At 56.4% G+C, this 17,461-nt stretch carries 15 protein-coding genes and 1 pseudogene; 9 read left to right on the forward strand and 7 right to left on the reverse strand.

Annotated elements, in window-relative coordinates; all coding sequences use genetic code 11:
• Position 1 precedes the first annotated feature (1 nt).
• Genes bcsA through bcsR form a run of 3 tightly spaced genes read right to left on the reverse strand, consistent with a single transcriptional unit; the run spans position 2 to position 3,543 of the window.
• The gene (gene bcsA, locus JQR90_RS08500; RefSeq protein ID WP_434140723.1) at positions 2 to 2,590 is read right to left on the reverse strand and encodes a UDP-forming cellulose synthase catalytic subunit; all 2,589 of its coding nucleotides are present in this window, start codon (positions 2,588 to 2,590) and stop codon (positions 2 to 4) included.
• The gene (gene bcsQ / locus JQR90_RS08505) at positions 2,587 to 3,318 is read right to left on the reverse strand and encodes a cellulose biosynthesis protein BcsQ (protein ID WP_122042768.1); all 732 of its coding nucleotides are present in this window, start codon (positions 3,316 to 3,318) and stop codon (positions 2,587 to 2,589) included. The genes bcsA and bcsQ overlap by 4 nt, the downstream gene beginning before the upstream one ends.
• A 3-nt stretch (positions 3,319 to 3,321) precedes the next feature.
• Entirely contained in the window at positions 3,322 to 3,543 is a 222-nt protein-coding gene (gene bcsR, locus JQR90_RS08510; RefSeq protein WP_010798021.1) for a BcsR/BcsP family cellulose biosynthesis protein, read from the reverse strand.
• A 433-nt stretch (positions 3,544 to 3,976) separates the two neighbouring features.
• Here bcsR and earP point away from each other — a divergent pair, with 433 nt between their 5' ends.
• From earP to JQR90_RS08525, 3 genes are all read left to right on the forward strand, one after another.
• Positions 3,977 to 5,125, forward strand: coding sequence for an elongation factor P maturation arginine rhamnosyltransferase EarP (gene earP / locus JQR90_RS08515; RefSeq protein WP_434140724.1), 1,149 nt, complete (start codon positions 3,977 to 3,979; stop codon positions 5,123 to 5,125).
• A gap of 30 nt (positions 5,126 to 5,155) precedes the next feature.
• Positions 5,156 to 5,722, forward strand: a complete 567-nt coding sequence (gene efp / locus JQR90_RS08520; RefSeq protein WP_010798023.1) for an elongation factor P — start codon at positions 5,156 to 5,158, stop codon at positions 5,720 to 5,722.
• A gap of 91 nt (positions 5,723 to 5,813) precedes the next feature.
• Positions 5,814 to 6,560: a sulfite exporter TauE/SafE family protein gene (locus JQR90_RS08525; RefSeq protein WP_125887970.1), complete on the forward strand. Its 747-nt coding sequence runs from the start codon at positions 5,814 to 5,816 to the stop codon at positions 6,558 to 6,560.
• On the opposite strand, the gene JQR90_RS08530 is transcribed toward JQR90_RS08525, so the two are convergent.
• Positions 6,561 to 7,421, reverse strand: a complete 861-nt coding sequence (locus JQR90_RS08530; protein ID WP_010798025.1) for a LysR substrate-binding domain-containing protein — start codon at positions 7,419 to 7,421, stop codon at positions 6,561 to 6,563.
• Positions 7,422 to 7,520: 99 nt separating this feature from the next.
• Here JQR90_RS08530 and JQR90_RS08535 point away from each other — a divergent pair, with 99 nt between their 5' ends.
• Entirely contained in the window at positions 7,521 to 7,751 is a 231-nt protein-coding gene (locus JQR90_RS08535) for a DUF1127 domain-containing protein (protein ID WP_150347573.1), read from the forward strand.
• 52 nt (positions 7,752 to 7,803) lie between these two features.
• Positions 7,804 to 9,033: a winged helix-turn-helix domain-containing protein gene (locus JQR90_RS08540; RefSeq protein ID WP_434140725.1), complete on the forward strand. Its 1,230-nt coding sequence runs from the start codon at positions 7,804 to 7,806 to the stop codon at positions 9,031 to 9,033.
• On the opposite strand, the gene JQR90_RS08545 is transcribed toward JQR90_RS08540, so the two are convergent.
• On the reverse strand, positions 9,014 to 10,360 hold the full coding sequence (locus JQR90_RS08545) for a class II 3-deoxy-7-phosphoheptulonate synthase (protein WP_010798028.1): 1,347 nt from the start codon (positions 10,358 to 10,360) through the stop codon (positions 9,014 to 9,016). The genes JQR90_RS08540 and JQR90_RS08545 overlap by 20 nt on opposite strands.
• 125 nt (positions 10,361 to 10,485) lie before the next feature.
• Between JQR90_RS08545 and JQR90_RS08550 the strand changes: the two genes are divergently transcribed.
• The 3 genes and pseudogenes from JQR90_RS08550 (at position 10,486) to JQR90_RS08560 (ending at position 13,930) form a co-directional block, all read left to right on the forward strand.
• A complete protein-coding gene (locus JQR90_RS08550) occupies positions 10,486 to 11,235 on the forward strand; it encodes a spermidine synthase (RefSeq protein WP_434140726.1) in 750 nt (249 codons plus the stop codon).
• A gap of 239 nt (positions 11,236 to 11,474) precedes the next feature.
• Positions 11,475 to 13,182: pseudogene (locus JQR90_RS08555) on the forward strand (DEAD/DEAH box helicase).
• A 94-nt stretch (positions 13,183 to 13,276) separates the two neighbouring features.
• Positions 13,277 to 13,930, forward strand: a complete 654-nt coding sequence (locus JQR90_RS08560; RefSeq protein ID WP_434140727.1) for a thiopurine S-methyltransferase — start codon at positions 13,277 to 13,279, stop codon at positions 13,928 to 13,930.
• Between the two features lie 32 nt (positions 13,931 to 13,962).
• Here JQR90_RS08560 and JQR90_RS08565 read toward each other — a convergent pair whose 3' ends face one another.
• The gene (locus JQR90_RS08565) at positions 13,963 to 15,348 is read right to left on the reverse strand and encodes an adenylate/guanylate cyclase domain-containing protein (RefSeq protein WP_010798032.1); all 1,386 of its coding nucleotides are present in this window, start codon (positions 15,346 to 15,348) and stop codon (positions 13,963 to 13,965) included.
• A 223-nt stretch (positions 15,349 to 15,571) separates the two neighbouring features.
• Between JQR90_RS08565 and JQR90_RS08570 the strand changes: the two genes are divergently transcribed.
• Positions 15,572 to 16,132, forward strand: a complete 561-nt coding sequence (locus JQR90_RS08570) for an NAD(P)H nitroreductase (protein ID WP_239380610.1) — start codon at positions 15,572 to 15,574, stop codon at positions 16,130 to 16,132.
• Here the strand turns inward: JQR90_RS08570 and JQR90_RS08575 are convergent.
• Positions 16,113 to 17,447, reverse strand: coding sequence for a HAMP domain-containing sensor histidine kinase (locus JQR90_RS08575; protein WP_434140777.1), 1,335 nt, complete (start codon positions 17,445 to 17,447; stop codon positions 16,113 to 16,115). The two genes, JQR90_RS08570 and JQR90_RS08575, sit on opposite strands and share 20 nt — an antisense overlap.
• Between the last annotated feature and the right edge of the window lie 14 nt (positions 17,448 to 17,461).

Here is a 17,461-nt window from a genome sequence, read left to right on the forward strand (position 1 = left end):
CTTATCCTTGCTGTTGTGTTCGTTTTGGCGGTAGGACAGGGGTTACAGGTATGAACGACACGAGTTTCTCCACCAGCCATACCGAGCCCTTGATAAACGGACGGGAAAACCTGGGGGAGTGCTGCAGCATGCGTTTATAACCTGATAATCCGACCCGGATAATGGCCAGGATGCTGCGTAGCGGACTGTCTTGCACGAAACTTTCCTGCCATTGGGCCCAAGTGTCGGCACGTGCAAACGTACACTGCACAAAATTGATGCGTGTCTGAACATCCATCGGTTCAAGCTCTAGCCCTGCCACCCGGCCTCGCTGGTTCCGAACGCGAGTGGCAAAGCTGTACTCCTCAAGGCCGCGCTTTAGTTGCAGAAAGATCTGCTCGTCCGTCTTGAGGTCCAGCTCTGGCGGCAGCTCCAGTCCTACACCGCCGTCGGAGTAGTCCGTCAGCGTACACGCATAAACGTGGCCGCCTATCAGGCGTATGGCGGCAGGCAGTCTCAAGTCGACGCGATGGGTACGACGAACCTGACGAACTTCTGCGGCAACTGCAATGGCGCCTCCAAGGATAATCAGGTTATAGACGGTCCAGAGCATGCTGATGATGACAGTGCCTTGTTCGACGGCTGGGCCGGTAACGTAACGATAGACACCAAACAGCAGGCCTACCACATTCAATCCAGCCAGGAACAGAAAGGACTTCGAGATCGTCCAGTCAAAGACGTTTTCCTCAACCAGTCCCCCTTTAGCCGTTACGTTGAATTTACCCTTGTGCGGATTGATCAGCGCCACTGTGGTAGGCCGGGCGATGTACCAGGACAGCACCGTCTCGTAGATCTCGCTCCAGAAGGAATAACGGTACCGACCCTGGATGCGCGAATTGGTAATGCTGGCATGGGCGATGTGAGGCAGAACGAACAGCAGAATCAGCAGCGCCGGGGCATACAGGATATACGCATGCAGGATCAGGAAGGCCAATGGTGAAAGCAGGTAGATGAGCCTGGGTACGCCGGCGAGAAAATGTAGCATTGCGTTGCAATAGCAGAGTCGCTGGGGAAGCGAGAGGCCTTTGCCCATCAGCGGATTGTCCAGGCGGAAGATCTGCACCATGCCCCGTGCCCAGCGAATTCGCTGGCCGATATGGGCTGAGAGGCTTTCGGTGGCGAGGCCGGCTGCTTGGGGAATACGAATATAAGCGGACGTCCAGCCGTTGCGGTGGAGACGCAGGGACGTGTGAGCATCCTCGGTTACGGTTTCCACGGCGAAACCACCGATGCTTTCCACGGCGGTGCGCCGCAAAATGGCGCAGGAGCCGCAGAAGAACGTGGCGTCCCACATGTCGTTTCCGTTCTGGACCAGACCGTAAAACAGGGTGTTCTCGTTCGGCGTACGCCGGAAGTTACCCAGGTTTCGCTCGAAGGGGTCTGGCGACAGAAAATGGTGAGGCGTCTGCATAACGCCCAACTTTGGGCTTTTCAGGAACCAGCCCATGGTCATCTGTAGAAAAGAGCTGGTCGGAATATGGTCGCAGTCAAAGATCACCAGGAAATCACCTTTGGTGACTTTCATGGCCGCATTCAGATTGCCTGCCTTGGCGTGGCGATTATCCGAGCGAATCAGATAGTACACCCCAACTTCCGCGGCAAACTGGCGAAATGACTCCCGTTTACCGTCATCAAGAATGTAGATGTTCAGCTTGTCTTTTGGCCAGTCGATACCCAGGGAGGCCAGTACCGTCGACCGAACGACAGACAGGTCTTCGTTATAGGTGGGAATATAAATATCGACCGAAGGCCATTCGGCAATGTTGAGGGGGAGCGGATAGGGCTTGCGATCCAGCGGCCAGATTGTCTGGAAGTACCCAAGGATCAGTACCAGCCAGGAATAGGTTTCTGCCAGTAGCAGGAGCAGACCGCACACGACGTCCATGGGGTGCTCCCAGTTCAGCGTCTGCGTATAGCGCCACCAGAAATACCGACACGATACAAGCAGCGAAAGGATAATAAGCGCTAACGTCGGGAAGCGCCCCGGCATCTTGCGAATGACCATTGCCAGCGCCCATAGCATGGCGATAAAAACGATCTGCTGGCCGATCTCGAATGGCTGCGTTACGCAAAGCAGCAAAAGCGGCGTGGCAATAAGCGCAAAGGCACCACCTAAGATACATTTCGTTCTAACCGAAAGAGACGACCAGGTCTCTTCTTTCAGCGTAGCGAGTGGCAAACGTTCCGGCAGGCGTGCGGCTGAACGATAGAGGCGACGCCGATGTTCAAGCAGGGCAGGAAAACGTTGGAAACCCTTGGAGAGAGCAGCCAGGTAATCGGGACCTTTGCCATTGACGGGCCTGACCAGAATAAGCCAGATACTTTGCATGACAGTTCTGAGAGGATTGCCCAGGCGCCGCGTGGATAACTGAGGGTACAGCGCACGCCAGTTGATGGCGACCCATTGCCAGGTGGGGCGCTCGAATCGCAGGAATGTCCAGCCCAGTAGCCACAATGCCGTCATCAGTAAGGCAACCGGCGCGCGATGGCGCTCGCGGCTCTTGTGGTAGTACAGCGAAAGCCAGGATTTGGCAGCCGGTGCCAGGATCATGTGGCGCCTGCCTGCGCCACGCTCCATGTAGCCAGCGAAAGGAAGTTGTGGCTGGCCAGAGAGGCCGGAGCGCTATCTGCGAGCGGCCGCTTCAGGGCCAGGGCCTCGCGTACAGCTTCATCCTCGTGGATGATGGTTGAAATCAGTGTCCTGCCCAGGACCAGGCGCCAGAGTTGTATGAGATCCCGAGAGAGCTTGTAAGCGGGTTGGTAACGGTTCACCAGCCAGAAGCGGTTGGGTGTATTCAGCTGGCCCACCAGCGACTGCTGATTAATCAGGGCATGGCAGGCGGGATCGGCCTGCACGATTTGAATCCATTGCAGGTCCGTAATCTGACCTAGTGCCTCGCGAAAGCTCGAGTGCTGTGGCACGTCGAAAATCACATAGGTATCGTCCGGCATCGCAAGTGCGCGCAGGGATGTGGGCAACCAGTCTGCAGCCAGCTCATGTAGATGGGAAAGCGAGGTCGGACGACCAAAGGGCAGCAGCCAGATGTGCTCTTTATAAAGGAAGGCGGTGCTTTGCCAGGGGTATCCTTCGGCGAGAGCCTGTGCCCATCCGGCATCCTCTGTAACGGATAAGCCAAAGTGCAGTCCCAGTAGATTGCTGGGGCAAAGATCGATCAGCAGAACATGCTTCTGTAAGGTGGCTAGACTGGCCGCCAGGCCTGCGGCTACTGAGGTGGTTCCACAGCCGCCCCGTATTCCCTGGACGGCTATAACGTGCATATTTTATGAGGCATTCTTCAGTTTGGCTTGCTCTTGAGTCGGTAGTACGACCTGAAGCGTCTCCAGGAGAAGAGGCCATTCGGCCAACGCTTTATTCAGATTCTGTACAGTCTGAATCTCAGCGTAGCGGAAATTTTGCAAATCGTAATGACGAATTAGCGTGGAAACGTCTTCACGACCACTGTTGCCTGTGGCAACGATCTCAGTAACGGGCAGGGTAGCCATTCTGGTATTGCTCCTGTTTGCAAAGCATCTGGGCTTTGCCGCGTTTATTTCTAGTGCACCCAGCGGCGTAAGGTGCAATGGATAAGGCACTTGGAAATAAAAGCGTCATCAAGGGCCGCCATAATAGAGTTGCCCCACTACCGCCTGCGATCTGTGTCTTGAGTACAGTCTGTCCGGTCGCAGCCATGTCTTGAATTTGATTTCCTTAATCCACTCGATTCATTTTGTGAACCAGTGCAAATTATCGGCGGCTATTCCCACTGCTTAAAGGTCTATCCGGCGCCTTCTGACCGAACGATTTTTTCTCAGGACGAATGGCGTTTTGATGGCATCTGTCTGTTTCCCTTATTTCTAGTTGACCTGAGCGCTGTGTCTGGCTAAATGCCGTCCGGTTGTGACGCTGAGTGCGTCATCCGCTGAGCAGTGAGGATGAATGAACGCTTCGTGGGATATCTTTTGCAGTGTCGTCGATAATTATGGCGACATTGGTGTGACATGGCGCCTTGCGCGTCAGCTGGTAGCCGAGCATGGTCAGCAGGTACGCTTGTGGGTGGATGACTGGTCGTCCTTTGCACGTATTCATCCAGCCGCAGGCACCAGTGATGATCCTGTCCAGCGTCATCTGGGCGTCGAAGTGCATCGGTGGACAGCCGTATGGCCCGACGATGTCATTCCGGCAGAGGTCGTTGTCGAAGCGTTTGGCTGTCCATTGCCGGCTCCCTATATCGACGCAATGGCTCGACGTGCCTCCCATCCCCTCTGGATCAACCTTGAATACCTGAGCGCCGAAGCCTGGGTGGAGAGCTGCCATCGCCTTCCATCGCCGCAGCAGGGGATGCAGAAATACTTTTTCTTTCCCGGCTTCACTGAGGGAACGGGAGGGCTGCTCAGAGAACAGGATCTGCTCGACAAGCGTTTGCACTTTCAGGCGTCTACTGACGCACAAGCACGGTTTCTGGCTGCCCTGGGCGTTACCCAGACGCCTGGCGAGCGCATCCTTTCATTGTTCAGCTATGAGATTCCAGCACTATCGGAGTGGTTGGATGAACTGGCCCAGGGCGCTGAGCCCACCTTGCTGCTCATTCCTGAAGGCCGTGTATTAAGTAACGTGGCCCATTGGCTGGAGGCTGAAGAGTTAAAGGCAGGCGAGGAATATCACCGAGGCGCGTTGCGGCTCTGCATTGTTCCGTTCCGCCAGCAGGATGACTATGACCTGCTCTTATGGTGCTGCGACTTCAATGCTGCACGGGGCGAGGAGTCATTCATTCGAGCGCAGTGGGCTGGTCGACCCTTCATCTGGCATATCTATCCGCAGGAAGAGCGTGCCCATATGCTCAAGCTGGATGCGTTCCTGGACCGGTATCTCGTCGGAGCAAGCCCGGCTGCGCAGGTAGCTACGCGTACGCTATGGCACGCATGGAACGGAGAAGGATCTCTTGGGCAGGCCTGGCGTGAATGGTCAAAACATGAAGCCGAAATGACCGCTCATGCGGAAAACTGGTGTGCCCGACAGAGTGAACTCAATGACTTGGCGTCAACGCTAGTACAATTCCATACAGAGCGGCTATTATACGGCGCTTGATTTTCTATCTTCTTCCAAACGGATAACCGCATGAAAACCGCACAAGAGTTCCGTGCCGGCCAAGTGGCCATGATCGACAACGCTCCCTGGGTCATCCAGAAGGCTGAGTACAACAAGTCCGGCCGTAACGCTGCAGTGGTCAAGATGAAGCTGAAGAGCCTGCTTTCCGGCAGCAGTACCGAAACGGTATTCCGTGCTGACGACAAGCTGGAACCAGTCATTCTGGATCGCAAGGAAGTAACCTACTCCTACTTCGCCGATCCGCTGTACGTGTTCATGGACAATGAATACAACCAGTACGAGATCGAAAAAGACGACCTGGGCGATGCGGTTAACTACATCGAAGACGGCATGACTGACGTCTGCGAAGCTGTTTTCTACAATGATCGTGTAATCTCTATCGAGATGCCGACCACTATCGTTCGTCAGATCGCTTACACCGAGCCGGCTGTTCGTGGTGATACGTCTGGCAAGGTGATGAAGACTGCTCGTCTGAACACCGGTTTCGAACTGAAAGTTTCCGAGTTCTGCGATATCGGCGACCATATCGAAATCGATACTCGTACCAACGAGTACAAGTCACGCGCCAAGGTTTGATCGGCGAGTGTCACAAGAGCCCGGCTGATGCCGGGCTTTTTTGTGGGCCGTGTTTCGTTGGCCCAAAGCACAGTGATGGACAGGATGATGTATGGATGTAACGGCGATTGTGCTTGATATCCTGCTGGGTAGTGTTCTGGGCGTAGTGGGTGGTCTTTTTGGAATTGGGGGTGGTCTGATTGCGATCCCTGTGCTGGGGCTGCTCTTCGGGCTCGATCAGCAGTTGGCACAAGGCACAGCGTTGGTCATGGTCGTTCCTAATGTGCTGGTGTCAATCATCAAGTACAACCAACGCAATCGCATCGATTGGCGCCGTGCAGGTATTCTCTCGGGAGCGGGTATCCTGTCAGCCATTGCAGGAGCGATGCTGGCGGTAGGGCTGGATGCAGACCTGATGAGAAAAGGCTTTGTAGTCTTCCTGCTGTTTCTTGTGGCCTACAATCTCTGGCAGCTGCGCATGAAGAGCCATACGGTGACCAATCCACCTGGAGTCGCCTGGTTGGCAGTGCTGGGCGTGTTTGCCGGTCTGGTAGGAGGCCTCTTCGGCGTAGGCGGCGCGGTGATTGCGACCCCCATGTTGACGAGTGTCTTCGGCCTGTCCCAAGTCGTAGCGCAGGGGCTCTCGCTAACCATGGCGCTCCCGGCCACCAGCATTACGCTGGCAACCTATGCGATTCATCATGAGGTCGACTGGCTTATTGGCATACCACTGGCAATTGGTGGTTTCTTCAGCGTCGGGTGGGGTGTAAGAATGGCCCACGCCTTGCCGGAGCGTCTGCTGCGTGGGCTGTTTTGCGGTTTTCTTCTGGTATGCGCCATATTGCTTGCGCTCAAATGATCAGCCAAGACGGAAGCCTTCGACAATGAAGTTTGCGAAGGCCTCCGTAACTTGGGACTCAGTGTTCGAATTACGAACCAGCATGATCCGGGCGGAGGGCAGGCGGGGCAGACCGGCTTCTTCCTCGTTGATGATTTCCAGTTCTGGCGTAGCCAGGCTGTGCAATTGCGCTGTTACGGCAAGACCGGTGCCGGTCATGGCCAGGATGGCCGACAGGCTGTGGCTGCTATAGGCAACCCGGTAATCGATGCCCGCTGTCTCCAGGGCATTGCACATCCATAGACGGCAAAAACAGCCATGATTGAAGACCGCTACAGGCAACGGGCTTCGCTCAAGAGCGGAGCTGCCAATGGCCTGCATCCAGCGAACGGGTTCTTCTCTAAGGAACTGACCGATTTCGTGGCCTGGCTCGCAGGTCACGATGCTCAGATCAAGGTCATGCCGCTGCAACAGCTGCGCTGATGTCTCGCACTGAACTTCGACTTGCACAAGCGGATAGGCCTGAGCAAAGCGTGACAGAATACCGGGCAGAAAGCGCATAACGTAATCATCAGGAGTCCCGATGCGAACGGTACCTACCATATGGGGCTCGCGTAGCGTATTCAGCACTTCACTGTGCAACGCCATGATACGGCGAGCGTATCCCAGCAGCACCTGACCCTCAGCCGTGAGGCGAACCTGGCGTCCCTCTCGATCGAACAGCTGACGTTGAACGATATCCTCCTCGAGACGTTTCATCTGCATGCTAACGGCAGATTGGGTTCGGTTGACGACCTCGGCCGCACGCGTGAAGCCACCGCTGTCAGCAATGGCGATAAAGGTGCGCAAGAGTTCACTGTCAATACTGGGGAAAAGGCTCAAATCATCAATCTCCTGAATGCAAGGCATCAGAACTATTCGTTGGATTGATCTTAGACGCGGGCCAAGAATGATGCCACTACATGAAGAGGAGGTATCAGCATGAACGCTCATGAGGTTATCCAGGCTTCCGATAGTGCGCGCCGCAAAATATCGGCTCTCTTGTTCTGGCAGAAAACACATGGAGTCATCAGGGCTTGGCGTGAGCAGGCCAGGCAACGCCAAACCCTGGCGATGTTAAGTGATGACGCCTTGAAGGATCTGGGCTTGAGCCGGGCGGATGCAGAGCGGGAGGGTTCCAAATGGTTCTGGGAGGGGCCGTTTTCGCGTTGATGTCTGGCAGAGGGTTGACTAGGGTGTCCGTACCTGGTCCTTGGAATTCATCATGTCTGTCCCTTTGTCCCTGTCGTTGAAAGAGGCTCGCCGACTCGCCCTGACGGCCCAAGGCTTTTACGGCTTCAAGCCCAGGGGCGAGGTACGGCATCGGCATATCGAAGCGTTAATGAAGCGCTTGTGCATCCTGCAGATCGACTCGGTCAATGCGCTCGTGCGGTCACATTACCTGCCATTATTTTCCCGGCTTGGGTTCTATCCCCGAAAGCTTCTGGATGAGATGGCATGGTCATTGGAGAAACCGCACCAGCTGTTCGAGTGTTGGGGGCATGAAGCCTCCCTGATGCCTATGGAGGATTATCCGCTGATGCGCTGGCGCATGGAGCGGGCCGCTCAGGGGCAAGGCATCTATCGGGAGCTGGCACGGGTTGGGCGTGAGCAGCGCGCCGTGATTGAAGCGGTGCTACAGGCGGTACGGGAACGGGGCGCGCTTGGCGCGGGAAGCCTGACGACCCGAGTCGGCAAGGCGGGACCCTGGTGGGACTGGAGCGTCGAAAAAAAGGCACTCGAATGGTTATTTGCGGCTGGAGAAGTAACGGTGGCAGGCAGGCGTGGCTTTGAACGTCTATACGATCTGCCTGAAAGGGTGATCCCAAAGGCCATACGAGAAAAACCGCTACTGAGTGAGGCGGAGGCCCAGCGCGAGTTGATCCGCCGAAGCGCAGCAGCCATGGGTGTGGCGGCCGAAAAGGACCTAAGAGATTATTACCGGCTCGATCCTGCTGATGCCAAGGTGCGTATCGCAGAATTGGTGGAATCCGGCGAGCTGCTGATGCTGACTGTAGAGGGCTGGAAAAAGCCGGCCTTTAGCCTTGGCGAACCGCAGCAATCCCTGCGCGCGCGACACGTGAGCGCGCTGTTATCACCTTTTGATTCGCTCATTTGGGAGCGCGCCCGTACGGAGCGATTGTTCAATTTCAAGTATCGACTGGAGCTCTATACGCCTGCTCATAAGCGAGTGTATGGCTACTATGTCTTGCCTTTTCTCTTCAATGAGCACCTGGTTGCACGGGTAGACCTGCGGGCTGAGCGCGCCCATGACCGGCTGGCGGTACATGCCCTGCATGGTGAGGAGGGACGTTTGAGCGAGGAGGCTAGTCGTTCGCTGGCAACCAATCTCCGCCAGTTGGCCAACTGGCTTGGCCTGGCGGAGATCAGTCTGCATGGCAGTGCAGCGGTGCTCAAGGCACCGCTGGCTAAGGTCAGCGGCGGACCTGCTTGAGGGTTTCCGCAATCATGAAGGCCAGTTCCAGAGACTGGTCGGCATTCAGACGTGGGTCACAGTGGGTATGGTAGCGGTCGCACAGGCCGGCCTCGGTAATAGGTCGCGCCCCCCCAATGCACTCAGTCACGTTCTGGCCGGTCATCTCGATATGAATGCCGCCCGCGTAACTGCCTTCGGCTTGATGCACCTGGAAGAACTCACGAACTTCCGATAGAACGCTGGCAAAGTCACGCGTCTTGTAGCCACTGGAAGCCTTGATCGTGTTGCCATGCATCGGGTCCGAACTCCAGAGCACCAGGCGGCCCTCTTTTTGTACAGCCTGAATCAGGCGGGGCAGGTGATCACCCACCTTGTTGGCGCCCATCCGTACAATCAGATTCAGACGGCCGGGATCGTTGTTCGGGTTCAGCGTATCGATGAGGCGTATCAGGTCTTCCGTTGACGTCGTCGGTCCAACCTTTACGCCGATCGGGTTATTGACACCCCGCAGGAACTCCACATGCGCGCCGTCGGGCTGGCGGGTACGGTCGCCAATCCAGAGCATGTGCGCAGAGCAGTCGTACCAGTCACCCGTCAGGCTGTCACGACGGACAAACGCCTCTTCATAATTGAGCAGCAGGGCTTCGTGAGCGGTAAAGAAGCTGGTTTCCTTAAGCTGCGGTGCGCTTTCCAGTCCGCAGGCACGCATGAAGGCGAGAGTTTCGTCAATGCGGTCCGCCAGTTGATGGTAGCGCTCGGCCAAAGCCGAGTTCGCAATGAAGTCCAGGTTCCATTTATGTACCTGATGCAAGTCGGCAAAGCCGCCCTGAGCGAAGGCACGCAACAGGTTCAGGGTTGCCGTCGCCTGGTGATAGGCCTGCAGCAGACGCTGAGGATCCGGTACGCGGTTGGCTTCATCAAAGGTGATGCCATTAACGATATCGCCGCGATAGGCTGGCAGCGTGACGCCATCCTGGGTTTCTTCACCCGAAGAGCGAGGCTTGGCGAACTGGCCGGCCATGCGACCTACCTTGACCACAGGGCACCCGGCGGCAAAGGTCATCACCACGGCCATCTGTAGCAGCACCTTGAACGTATCGCGGATCTTGCCGGCAGAGAACTCCGCAAAGCTCTCCGCGCAATCACCGCCCTGAAGCAGAAACGCCCGGCCATGGGTAACTTCGGCAAACTGGCGACGCAATTCACGGGCTTCACCTGCAAATACAAGCGGTGGAAAGCCGGCCAGGGTGCGCTCGACGTCGTTTAGACGCTTGGCATCGGGGTAGACGGGTTGTTGCTGGATGGGCAGTGCTCTCCAGCTGTCAGGGCTCCAGGGTTGAGTCATGATGGCTACTTGCTTTACAGATTATCCAATTGGGCAGGCATGTTAACCGATTAATAGCCTTTGGCGCTGATAGACGTGCTATATCAGTCTGCCTAAGATGGTGTGCTCTGTATAAAGGAGTCGACATGGACACTCAGGAGCGGTTACTGGCGGAAGTACACGACGAACATGGTCGTATTCGAGTCGTGGAAGCAGGAGAATACCGCTTTCTCGAGTTTGGAGACGAAATCGAGCAGAGTTGCGTATCGACTGCCAATCCCGGCTGGCTGGAATATGAGTATGGCCGGGCCATGCTGATGGGCGCGCTTTGCCATCCTGAACCACGGCGGGCGGTATTCATGGGCTTGGGTGCCGGAACACTAACGCGTGCCTGCCTTGATCATCTGCCATTGCAGGATGTTGAGGCAATCGAGCTGCGCGAAGCGGTACCGCCGCTGGCTCGACAGTATTTCGGTCTTGGTGACGATCCGCGCCTGCATATCCGCATTGGCGATGCGATGGATCTGCTGGACAGCTGCGAGCCAGCCGATCTGATTTTCGTCGACCTCTATACGGATGTAGGCCCCTCAGCCGCTCACTTGGCATGGGGGTTTCTGACAGGCTGCCAGAGCCGTCTCAATCCTGGTGGCTGGCTCATCATCAATCAGTGGAGCAGTACCGATGACAAGCCCCTGGGATCTGCATTCCTGCGTGGCATGTTCAGGCACCACTATTGGGAGTGCCCGGTGCCTGAGGGTAATGTCATCATTCTGGTGCCGGCCAGCTTCGAGCAAACCCTGGACCGGAGCGGACTGTCGGTACGTATCGGTGCCATGGAGGAGAAGACTGGTTACTCACTGGGCCATCTGGTCGATCTGATTCGTCCGGCGAGCTAAATGCTTAGCCTTGAAAGCATTTTTGAGAAAGGCTGGGCTAATCCTGAGTTTTCCGGTATGATACGCCTCGGTCTTTTCAGACCTTTCCGTTCAGGAACTGCATTTTCCCGGTTCGCACCGGCCATAGCCTTGCAGTGCGAACTATTCCAGATGTAACACCACGTAATTTACTCATTCGCAAATCCTCACCTCGTCTGCCTGGGTGACTTCGGTCTATCGGAAATTAGCAGCACTAGGTCTTGGGTCTTTGCGATGTACAGAGGCAAGACAATGACCCAGGAAATCGGCGGTTTCGCCGCTCTCGATCTTAATCCTAACGTACTGGCGGCAATCAAGTCCGTTGGCTACGAAGAACCTTCTCCTATTCAGGCCCAGTCGATTCCAGTCATTCTGGCTGGCCACGACATGATCGGCCAGGCTCAAACGGGTACTGGCAAGACAGCCGCTTTTGCGCTTCCGTTGCTGTCCCGTATCGACCCTGCTCGCCGTGAGCCACAAGTCCTGATATTGGTGCCAACCCGTGAGCTGGCCCTGCAAGTGGCAACAGCCTGCGAAACCTACTCAACAGAAATGCCGGGCGTTAAGGTCGTTGCCTTATACGGTGGCGCGCCCATGGGCCCACAACTGCGCACGCTGCGTTTGGGCGCTCAGGTTCTGGTTGCTACGCCAGGCCGCCTGTGTGATCACCTTCGTCGGGATGACAAGATACTGTCCACTGTTGGACGTCTTGTACTCGACGAGGCGGATGAAATGCTCAAGCTGGGCTTCATGGACGATCTCGAATTCATTTTCGAAGCGATGCCTGAGTCGCGTCAGACCGTGCTGTTCTCCGCTACGCTGCCGCCGTCGATCCGTGCGATCGCCGAGCGTCATCTGAAAGAGCCCAAGCACATCCGCATTGCAGCTAAGACCCAGACAGTTGCCCGTATCGAACAGGCTCACCTGATGGTTCACGCTGATCAGAAGCCAGCCTCCGTGCTGCGTCTGCTGGAAGTGGAAAACTTCGATGCCCTGATTGCTTTCGTGCGTACCAAGCAAGCCACGCTGGACATGGCTGAAATGCTCGAGCGTCAAGGCTATCGCGTCAGTGCCTTGAACGGCGACATGCCCCAGGCTCAGCGAGAAAAAGTGATCGAGTCGCTCAAGGACGGATCGCTGGACATCGTGGTTGCAACAGATGTTGCTGCGCGGGGTCTGGACGTGTCTCGTATCACGCACGTACTGAACATCGACATGCCCTATGACCCAGAGTCCTACGTACACCGTATCGGTCGTACAGGTCGTGCCGGTCGTGAAGGTCGTGCGCTGCTGCTAGTAACGCCGCGTGAGCGTCGCATGCTGCAGGTCATCGAGCGTGTAACAGGTCAGAAGGTTGGCGAGATTCGCCTGCCCGATGCCGAAGCGGTACTGGAAGCCCGCATTTCCCGCCTGGCGGACAGTCTGGGTGCGCTACTCGCGGACGCAGAAGAAAACCGCGGTGCGCTGCGTGACGAGCTGTGCGAGCGTCTGCAGTGTGATCCGACAACATTGGCCGCTGCGGTATTGGCCAAGCTGACTGCTGGCCGTGCGCTGGATATCGACACGGTTCGCCGTGAGCAGCCGCTGACACCGGCGCCTCGCTCCGATCGTGGCGAGCGTCAGAGCAGTGGTGGTCGCAGTGAGCGTGGCGAGCCACGTGATCGTCGTCCGATGGCACCACTGCCGGAGGGTCGCGTACGTTGCCGTACAGCCCTTGGTGCACGTGATGGCATCGCTGCCAAAAACCTGCTGGGTGCTATCCTTAATGAGGGTGGTGTTCAACGCGAGGCGATTGGTCGTATTCAGATCCGTGAATCCTTCAGCCTGATCGAGTTGCCGGAAGAGGGACTCGAAGGGCTGCTGAATCGTCTGAAAGATACGCGTGTAGGTGGCAAGCCGCTGCGTCTGCGTCGTTATCGCGAAGACTAAGCAGTGTGATCTGCAAAAAGCCCTGGCCTTGTGCCGGGGCTTTTTGTTTTCGGGTGTTGGATGCCTACTGTCTAGTTATCAGCAAGGAGGTCATGTGGAAGCAGCATTCTGGATATCCAAGTGGGAGCGCAACGAGATCGGTTTTCACGTGCCTGAAGTCAGTGCTTATCTCACACGAAACTGGGTGTCATTGGAGCTAGCTGCCGGGTCGCGTGTACTGGTTCCGCTTTGTGGAAAAACACTGGATATGGTCTGGCTGGCAGAGCAGGGCTATCAGGTCGTGGGCATTGAACTCTCCCAGGTGGCGGTCGAGTCATTCTTTGCCGAGCAGGGGCTGAGTCCTATGCAGGAAAAGCGCGGTGATCTGGTGCTCTACAAGGCGGGACCTTATGAAATTGTGCAAGGTGATTTCTTCAAGGTAGGCGCAGAGCAAGTGGCGGCATGCGCTGGCTTCTATGACCGAGCAGCTTTAATTGCCTTGCCGGAAAATATGAGACCTTCTTACGTTAAGCAAATGGGCAGGCTTATGCCAGCCAAGGCGAAGGGACTCCTCGTAACTCTTGAATATGACCAGGACAAGCGCGCGGGCCCACCGTTTTCAGTGTCAGAGCACGAACTCCATGCCTTATATGGCTCTGCTTGGGGGCTGACCTGTCTGGAGCGCAATGATGTACTGGCGGAAAACGCCAAATTCGCCCGGCAGGGGGTGATCCGGCTTGATGAGGTGGTGCACCGAATCAGTCGGTAGGAAAGGAGGGGCAGCAATGCGCTGCCCCTGAGTCAGAGAATGACTTTATCTCGCAGCTTTTCAGCAGCCTGCTGCAAGGCCTGGATGACTTTTTCCTTGTCATAATTCTGGATGCTATTGGTATCCAGGTACATGGAAAAGCCTGGGGCTTCATGCTCCATGTAACTGGGTGAAGCGCCCAGATCACGGCGGAAGTCCACAACCTGATAGATCTGAACCGGACGGCTGAAGCCCTTTACGCTGATCTGGCTTTTATCCCGGCACATGATGACGTCCTTGATCAACGAGTAGGTCTCATGGCTGATCAGAATTTCCCCGGCATCGGCCGCACTTTCAAGCCGGCTGGCAAGGTTTACTTCACGGCCGATGATCGTGTAGTCCATCCGTGTGCTGGCACCGAAGTTACCGACCGTGCAGTAACCCGTATTGAGGCCCATTCGGATTTCCAGAGGCTTGGTAATGCCCTGGCTACGCCACTGCTGCCTGAGAACTTTCATGTGCTTGCGCATGGCGATGGCCATGGATACCGCTGCAACCGCGTCCTTCTTCGCGCCTTGGGTATTGGGGTCACCAAAAAACACCATGACGCAGTCCCCAACGAACTTGTCGATCGTACCACCGTACTTGATGGCAATTTTCGACATCTCGTTGAGGTAGTTGTTGAGCATGTCCGTCAGTGCTTCGGCTTCAAGCTCTTCGGACAGCTCCGTAAACCCTTTGATGTCGGAAAAGAACACGGTGAGCTTTTTACGCTGGGTCTCCAGGATGACGTTCTTTTTACCGGTAAAGATCGACTCCCATACTTGAGAAGGCAGGTATTTAGAAAGATTGTGGGCCAGGTTCGCAGCTTTTTCATGTTCAAGCTTGAGCTCTTCCTGCGCCTGACGCAGGCGAAGCCGCTGTTCATACATGAAGTACGCTGTCATGCAGAGGTGCAGACTGGTGCCTACGATACTGACAAAGGTAACCAGAAGCGGTGTGTGCGGTTCGATGTGCTCCAGCGCGACCGCACTGGTCGCCAGTAGAGCGCTGAAGGCTGTCAGCAATGCAATAGCAGCATAGCGGCCCCCTCCCATCAACAGGGAGGTAAACGTCAATAGCAGCAGGACCATGAAGCTGGGCACCAGCGAAAAGCCCAGCAGCAGAATGCTGATACCCGCATGCACCGAGTCGATGAACAGCAGGATCAGGTCGGTTTCCTGGTTGCGGTTGCGGCGGAAGCGTATGCTGACCTGTTGAGCCACATGGGGATACAGCAGTGTATAAGGCACCAGCCACAAAATGTTGTATGCGAAGTGGTGGGCATAGGCGCCTGCGGCAATGGTGGCTGCCAGGGCAAGATAGGCCAATGCGCGAGAATAGTATTCGCCTAGGTACTCGGATGGGCTGTTGGCGTGTCGATGGGTCAGAAACTTCATAGAATCGAACCATCTGGAAGAAGAAGTGATGCCATAGTAACCCTCAAAAGTCTTGCAAAGAGCTGTGCCAGAATAGCGTCGCTGGCGAGCGCGATCTTATCTGAGGTCGTTATTCTCGTCCAAAGTCTTTACTTGTTACCGATGAGCAGAAGTTTGGCATGGAGTAATGGCACAATTCAGCCGGTCTGTACAACAACGATCGTTTTGATGAAAAGAGGTGTTCATGGATGCACTCGATGTGCTGCTCAACCGCGTTTCCGTTGCTCGCTTGACCGAGCCCGCCCCTACGGCAGAGCAATTGGAAACCCTCTTTGCTGCCGCGTTAAGGGCGCCCGATCATAAGCAGTTGCGCCCTTGGCGCTTCCTGACGATTCAGGGGGAAGGGCGCCAGGCGCTGGGCGAGTTGTTTTCAAGGGCGGTTCTGGCTCAACGCCCAGAGAGCCCGCCCGAAGCCTTGGCCAAGGCGCGTAACATGCCTATGCGTGCGCCTTTGCTGGTGGTGGCTGTGGCCTGCATTCAAGAGCACCCTAAAGTACCTGCGCAGGAGCAGATCCTGGCAGCAGGATGTGCCGCTCACGCTCTGGAGCTGGCAGCTTATGCCATGGGGTTAGGCGCTATATGGCGCTCCGGCGATCTCACGCATGATCCTGTCGTACGCGAAGGGCTGGGCATTGGTGCTCACGAGGAAATCGTCGGTTTCATTTACCTGGGGACGCCGGACGTTACTCCGCGCAAGCCGGTAGCGTTGGAAACGAAGCAATTCGTCAAGACTTGGCCGGCGTAATCAGGCTTGCGGGAAGCTCCAGTGTGGCGACGAACCCACCCTCGGGATGGTTGGCGAACACGAGCTTTCCCCCGTGTCGCTCGACCGCGCGCCGGGCGATGGCCAGGCCCAGGCCGTAACCCTGACTCGTCTGGTTGGCTGCACGATAGAAGGGTTCGCCCAACCGTGGTAGGTCTTCATCCGCCACCCCTGAGCCATAATCGCGCACTACGATAGTCAGTGTTTCCCCGGTCTGGTGGGCTGTAATTTCCAGAGGCGTTTCAGGTGGATTGAAGCGCAGTGCATTACGGATCAGGTTATCGATGGCGCGTTCGAGCAGGTCAGGCCATCCGTGCAGCATCAGGGTGGCGGATACATTTACCTCGATCCGCTGCTCGGGTGCGGTCAGCTGAGCGTCATCGCACAGGTGTTCGATGAGTGCATTCAGAGGGATGTCTGCCCTGTCGCCAGATTCGCCGTCCAGGCGGGCCAGCGCCAGGATCTCACCGATCAGCGTTTCCAGACGATTGCATTCCTGTTCCAGCCTGGGCCACATGGCGGCGCGATCTTCAGGGGTCGCGCGCTCGGCCAGCGCAAGGGCAATGCGAAGTCGGGCAAGAGGCGAGCGTAACTCGTGAGAGACGTCTCGAAGCAGTTGACGCTGGCTGACTATGAGACTTTGCAGGCGGTCGCCCATTCGGTTGAAGTCTTGCGCCAGTACGCCAAACTCGTCTCTTCGCCGAGAAAGCTTGGCAAGGCTGTCCTGCTGATAGGCCGTACGTCCCAGATCATGCACAGCGCTGCGCAGGCGGTTCAAGGGTCGGGTAATCGCCAGCGTTAACAGCAGACTGAACAGCGTCAGAACTACAAAGGCAATGACCAATACACTGATAGGGAAGAGCACTGAATCGCGCCGCCAGGCGTTCAGCTCGGGCAGTGGGATATGGTAAATGAACAGATAACTGCGCCCGCTTTCGCTGCTGGTATATTCTGTAGTAATCCGGCGCCAGGGCGGCGGTCTTCTGGGGCCGCGTTTTTCCATTTCCATAACGTGCGGAGGGAGGGTGCCGGGCACCAGTGGCGTCCCGTTCTCGCCCAGTACCTGTATATCGACGCCAAAGCGGCGCTTGCGGTGTTCGAGCAATCGTTGGGCCGCGTCTTCGCCTTCATGCTCGTAGCGCTCGACCCACTTGGCGGGCAGTTGTTGAAGGCCAGGATGGCGGGAAAGGATCCAGGAATCTTGATCGAGAATATGCCCCAGGAGCATGGTCAGGCCGACTGCCGACAGGATTGCCAGCCAGAAGGTACCGAATATTCGCCAGAACAATGTTCTCAAGACCATGTGGAACC

This window comes from Pseudomonas sp. JZ114 (assembly GCF_051027705.1).
GTDB classification, from domain to species: domain Bacteria; phylum Pseudomonadota; class Gammaproteobacteria; order Pseudomonadales; family Pseudomonadaceae; genus Chryseomonas; species Chryseomonas luteola.

What these genes read in the sequence shown, in the direction of transcription:
- bcsA (WP_434140723.1), bottom strand. Translation starts at nt 2,590, where the DNA reads ATGATCCTGGCACCGGCTGCCAAATCCTGGCTTTCGCTGTACTACCAC.
- bcsQ (WP_122042768.1), bottom strand. Translation starts at nt 3,318, where the DNA reads ATGCACGTTATAGCCGTCCAGGGAATACGGGGCGGCTGTGGAACCACC.
- bcsR (WP_010798021.1), bottom strand. Translation starts at nt 3,543, where the DNA reads ATGGCTACCCTGCCCGTTACTGAGATCGTTGCCACAGGCAACAGTGGT.
- earP (WP_434140724.1), top strand. Translation starts at nt 3,977, where the DNA reads ATGAACGCTTCGTGGGATATCTTTTGCAGTGTCGTCGATAATTATGGC.
- efp (WP_010798023.1), top strand. Translation starts at nt 5,156, where the DNA reads ATGAAAACCGCACAAGAGTTCCGTGCCGGCCAAGTGGCCATGATCGAC.
- JQR90_RS08525 (WP_125887970.1), top strand. Translation starts at nt 5,814, where the DNA reads ATGGATGTAACGGCGATTGTGCTTGATATCCTGCTGGGTAGTGTTCTG.
- JQR90_RS08535 (WP_150347573.1), top strand. Translation starts at nt 7,521, where the DNA reads ATGAACGCTCATGAGGTTATCCAGGCTTCCGATAGTGCGCGCCGCAAA.
- JQR90_RS08540 (WP_434140725.1), top strand. Translation starts at nt 7,804, where the DNA reads ATGTCTGTCCCTTTGTCCCTGTCGTTGAAAGAGGCTCGCCGACTCGCC.
- JQR90_RS08545 (WP_010798028.1), bottom strand. Translation starts at nt 10,360, where the DNA reads ATGACTCAACCCTGGAGCCCTGACAGCTGGAGAGCACTGCCCATCCAG.
- JQR90_RS08550 (WP_434140726.1), top strand. Translation starts at nt 10,486, where the DNA reads ATGGACACTCAGGAGCGGTTACTGGCGGAAGTACACGACGAACATGGT.
- JQR90_RS08565 (WP_010798032.1), bottom strand. Translation starts at nt 15,348, where the DNA reads ATGAAGTTTCTGACCCATCGACACGCCAACAGCCCATCCGAGTACCTA.
- JQR90_RS08570 (WP_239380610.1), top strand. Translation starts at nt 15,572, where the DNA reads ATGGATGCACTCGATGTGCTGCTCAACCGCGTTTCCGTTGCTCGCTTG.